Source organism: Enterobacter sp. R-1.6.2 (assembly GCF_035064085.1).
Taxonomy (GTDB): domain Bacteria; phylum Pseudomonadota; class Gammaproteobacteria; order Enterobacterales; family Enterobacteriaceae; genus Enterobacter; species Enterobacter asburiae_B.
The window spans coordinates 1-4,465 of record NZ_JASEYI010000064.1 but is presented as its reverse complement, the minus strand read 5'-3'; the positions used below and the strand labels follow the sequence as shown (position 1 = coordinate 4,465).

7 protein-coding genes and 1 pseudogene are annotated in these 4,465 nt (G+C 53.1%); 7 read left to right on the top strand and 1 reads right to left on the bottom strand.

The features are described from left to right. Positions 1-32 precede the first annotated feature (32 nt). Positions 33-146, bottom strand: a pseudogene (locus QMN93_RS25490) (peptidase); the annotation flags it as partial. A 215-nt stretch (positions 147-361) separates the two neighbouring features. Here QMN93_RS25490 and QMN93_RS25485 point away from each other — a divergent pair. From QMN93_RS25485 to QMN93_RS25455, 7 genes are all read left to right on the top strand, one after another. Beyond that, positions 362-1,318 carry a plasmid segregation protein ParM gene (locus tag QMN93_RS25485; RefSeq protein ID WP_063417393.1) on the top strand — a complete coding sequence of 319 codons (957 nt, stop codon included), beginning with the start codon at positions 362-364 and terminating at the stop codon, positions 1,316-1,318. 4 nt (positions 1,319-1,322) lie between these two features. Then, on the top strand, positions 1,323-1,712 hold the full coding sequence (locus QMN93_RS25480; RefSeq protein ID WP_063417394.1) for a plasmid partitioning/stability family protein: 390 nt from the start codon (positions 1,323-1,325) through the stop codon (positions 1,710-1,712). A 32-nt stretch (positions 1,713-1,744) separates the two neighbouring features. Continuing rightward, the gene (locus tag QMN93_RS25475; RefSeq protein ID WP_063417395.1) at positions 1,745-2,008 is read left to right on the top strand and encodes a hypothetical protein; all 264 of its coding nucleotides are present in this window, start codon (positions 1,745-1,747) and stop codon (positions 2,006-2,008) included. A gap of 28 nt (positions 2,009-2,036) precedes the next feature. Further along, a complete protein-coding gene (locus QMN93_RS25470; protein ID WP_047959937.1) occupies positions 2,037-2,237 on the top strand; it encodes a hypothetical protein in 201 nt (66 codons plus the stop codon). Between the two features lie 90 nt (positions 2,238-2,327). Next, positions 2,328-2,657, top strand: a complete 330-nt coding sequence (locus QMN93_RS25465) for a hypothetical protein (RefSeq protein WP_063417396.1) — start codon at positions 2,328-2,330, stop codon at positions 2,655-2,657. 263 nt (positions 2,658-2,920) lie between these two features. After that, a complete protein-coding gene (locus QMN93_RS25460) occupies positions 2,921-3,388 on the top strand; it encodes a hypothetical protein (protein ID WP_063417397.1) in 468 nt (155 codons plus the stop codon). Positions 3,389-3,917: 529 nt separating this feature from the next. After that, on the top strand, positions 3,918-4,465 hold a 548-nt coding region (locus QMN93_RS25455), incomplete at its 3' end, for a DNA methyltransferase (protein WP_323620220.1).

Below are 4,465 nucleotides of genomic sequence, written 5' to 3'. Positions count from 1 at the left end.
GGAACAATTATTCAGGCGACTTCACGTCGCACGGACTCGACATAGTCAGCGGCAGGGCTCGGAAAACCGCAGCTGGCAAGGTCTGCAAACAACGGACGGGCCTGTGGCGGGAGTTCTTTCCCGGTGCTGAATAACTGGAGTTTCACGGATGCACCTCAAAAACACTACTGTATTTATATACAGTAGTGTTTTTGATGGATAACTTCAAGTAGGTCGATCCTTTCATTGCTCTCTCTTATTTTTCTCGTATTTTTCTCATTTTTGGGTTGATTAATTCACTTTTGATGTGTAGATTTCAAATTGTTCTCTGATTTTTCTCTTTTATTGTCTGTATTTTTGTTTGAAATTACTGAGAGGATGTATGAAAATTTTCATTGATGATGGCTCAACCAATATCAAGATGTTGTGGAAGGAGGGGGATGAGGTTCGTCGCTCTGTCAGCCCGAACAGCTTTAAGCGGGAGTGGGCGGTCAGTTTTGGGGCGGATAAGGTTTTCAACTACTCCTTAAACGGGGAAAACTACACCTTTGATCCAATCAGCGCCGATGCGATGGTCACCACCAACATTGCATGGCAATACAGTGATGTGAATGTTGTTGCCGTGCACCATGCATTGCTGAACTCCGGACTAGATCCGCAGCCGGTTGATATCGTGGTGACATTGCCTCTGGCAGAGTACTACAACCGTGATAATCAGCCCTGCACTGAAAACATCCGGCGGAAGGAAGCGAATCTTTTGAGGCCGGTCACTCTGAATGACGGCGTCACCTTCACTGTTCGCAGTGTACGTGTCATGCCAGAATCCATACCTGCAGGCTTTGATGTGGTAAGTAAACTGGACGATCTGGATTCATTGCTCATTGTCGACCTGGGAGGCACGACGCTCGATATTTCTCATGTCCGGGCCAAAATGCGCGGGATTTCACGTATCTACGGAGACTCTGGTCTCGGGGTGTCGCTGATGACCCAGGAGGTGAGGGCGGCGATGGCGGTGGCCAGAACACGGGGCAGCAGCTTTCTTGCTGATGAGCTGATTATTCACCGTAATGACGAAGAATTTCTGCGCCGCCGAATTAATGATGCGACAAAGCTGACAGTTGTGCAGGATGCGATTCGCGAATCACATCATCGCCTCATTAACCGGGTGACAGATGCTGTGAAAAGTTTCGAGAGTTATTCTCATGTTATGGTTATCGGTGGCGGTGCCGAACTCATCGCTGACGCGATCAGACAGTGTTGTGGGGTTCGGGAGGACAGGTTTTTCCTCAGTAAAGATCCCCAGTTTGATCTGGTAAATGGCATGTCTGCAATTGGTTAATTAAATGGATAAACCAGACCCACGAAGAAAAATTACGTTCTACCTGAACCCTGAAAGTAATGCTGCAGAGCGCTATGTCTGCGAAGAAATTGAGAAAATGCCGCAGGGGGAAAGGGGTAATCTCTGGCGGGCTGCGCTGTTGTCTGGATTTGCCCTGAGGAAACAGGATGAGAGGCTGCCACATCTGCTGGCAGCCCAGCTCACTGAATCCACCACCTTTGAGGAAATGGTTTTGCTTATGCAGTCGGTTTTCCCGGAGGAAATGAAAGCGTTAGACGGTCGCAGACCGGCATCAGGAAAAGAGCCGGAAGTGGCCTGCCAGGAACAGGCATCGACGGCTGATACGGATGATGAAACCCGGCGTAATGCACAGAACATGTTTGGTGGCGGGTAACACTGACGTCATAATGATTAAGAGGAAAAGTCATGTTACAGGTCAAAACAATCGCTGTACGAATAATTCATAACGTCCTGCGCGCCCGGAACGTCCCTGAATCTCAGTGGCCGGAACGGGTCAAAATGACCGGCAGGGGAATGATACTGGCAGGTGTGGCCGTCGTGGTCCCCGGCGTTCTGGTTGATAACATTTCCCTGCCGGTGACAATCGCGATGCAGGTATGCTACGCCTCGCTGATCGGTCTCGGGGTTCTCCTGGCGTTTGATGAGAAAAAAACAAAGGGGCGGGGATGAATATGAACATTAGCATGAAGGAAACGGTATGAAGCTTGAAGAACTGTCAGGAGACGAACGCACACTGGTTATTGTGGCACTGCAGGCGCTGCACCGTGAAAGACTGACCGCATCAAATGCCGTCTTTACGGTCTGTAGTCTGGCCGGAAAGGACCAGCCGCCGGAAGATATTTTTGGGCTGCGTGAAGTTCAGGATGCACTAAGACGTATTGGTGCCGCTCCTCATTGATCAAGCATATTTCTCCGTAATCCTGTCGGCAGGTAAGCTGGTCAGGATAGTTCATCTGCCCGGAACAATGGTTCCCGGAGAGAGTTAATTATGAGCGATTTTACCTTTGACTGTACGACCGATCCTGTTGAGGCCGAGGTATCCCAGGCTATAGCGGGTTATAAAATGGCGCTGATCAACGCGCATTACCGTAATTTCTGTCACCGGTTTCTGTGCAAACTTAAGGATGAAAAGGCTCTGGAAAATGAGCGTATACTCGTGATTCAGGAGAAACAGTGTCGGTTTGTTGTCAATAAAAGTCCTGAACACATCCAGGTGTTAAAAAGCATCATTGATGAACAGTCCGACGCAGCCAGAATACAGGATAAATTCAGCAATCTGATTGATACATCATGCCAGACTGCGACGTCAGCTGGCTGAAGATATTTTGTCACCTGAGGTTCGTATCCCCTTTCTCCAGCCAGCCGGCTGCATGTTCAACGCCGTGCCTTCACGCTAACCCGGCCGCCTCAGCCGCCAGGGAAGCTGTCGCCTCCGTCCTCACCCGTTCGCGCCCTGCACGGTGCATTCAGCCCGTGAAGGGCTTGCGCTGCGGCTTCGGCGTCGCCCTGGCGTCCTCCGCTTTTCGCCGGGTTTTTGTGGCGGCACGGCGCAAGAGGGTGCCGGATGCTGAGGACACAACCATGTTCAGACTGACCTGTATTGAACTCAATAACGGCGAGTTTGCCGTGTATATCAACAACCATTATCTGTGGAGTGAGGATGCCAGCGGGGAACGACTCTGCCTGGGGCAGGTGCTGGAGCAGCTTTCCCTGATGCCGGGGGTGGAAACCTGCACTATTCACGAGGCCGTTCCGGAGGACGAAGAGTGGTGCTGGAATGACATTGCCGATCGCGTGTTGCCGTCGCTATCCGCCAGCCGCGAGGGTGTCACCGTGGCAGCTCTCATCGCGCGGTTACAGCAGTATCCACCGGACGCACTGTGTATGGGAACGTTCTGGCTGGCTGATGATTTTCTGTCGCTCGATGGCAGTCTGTCGGAGGAGGAAATTGCGGAAGCCATGCGTGTCTGTTATCGCAGCCACGATGCCGGCATCGGTTTTAACTGGGACACGCTGCAGTTCGCTATCGACCACGTAAAGGGGCGCTGACGAAAAAAAAAGGACACCTTCCGGGAACAGGGTGTCCTGAAATCATGCAATCCGTTTTAAGAGAAAACCCTTCAGTTATTGCCCTTGTATTGTTGCATGCTTCCTGACCATTCGTGCCTGCCATATATCGCACTTAAAAAAAAACGCCACCGGCCGGAGGCGTCCCAAAACATACCAGGCTTATGATCCAACAAAGTGGTGTACTGACACGCACTTATGGTCATTCTGTCATACACGGGGGGCGTATTCAGCTACCAGAATCAGTACCAAAGGATGTCGGTATCCTCCGCCTTTCTGCCGCCAGCCGGCGGCGTGTTCAACGCCGTGCCTTCACGCTAACCCGGCCGCTGCGGCCGCAAGGGAAGCTCATCGCCGTTCTCCTCACCCGTTCGCACCCTTCACGGTGCATTCAGCCCGTGAAGGGCTTGCGCTGCGGCTTGCGGGAACGCCCCTGCGTCCTCCGCTCAGAGCCGGGTTTTTGTGGCGGCACGGCGCAAGAGGGTGCCGCATATCAGAGAGGAGTGTGTCTATGTCCCGTTTTATTCTGGGTGACTGCGTGCAGGTGATGTCCCGTTTTCCCGCGCGTGCCGTCGATTTTATTCTTACCGATCCACCGTATCTGGTTGGCTATAAGGACCGTACCGGCCGCACCCTGGCCGGGGACAATTCGTCGGAATGGCTCCAGCCAGCGTGCCACGAAATGTACCGCGTACTCAAAAACGACAGCCTTATGGTGAGTTTCTATGCCTGGAACCGCGCGGATCTGTTTCTGAATGCGTGGAAAGCGGCCGGCTTCCGGGTGGTTGGCCATATCGTCTTTGCCAAGAGCTACGCCTCAAAATCGACATTCGTGGGTTACACCCATGAGAGCGCCTACCTGCTGGCGAAGGGGAGGCCGCAAACCCCGGACCGTCCCGTCCCGGACGTGATCCCCTGGAACTACACGGGCAACCGACACCACCCGACGGAGAAGCCGGTGCAGAGCCTGCGACCACTGATCGAATCGCTCACGTGTCCCGGGGCCATTGTCCTTGACCCGTTCGCCGGCAGCGGCTCCACCTGCGTGGCCGCCGCCGA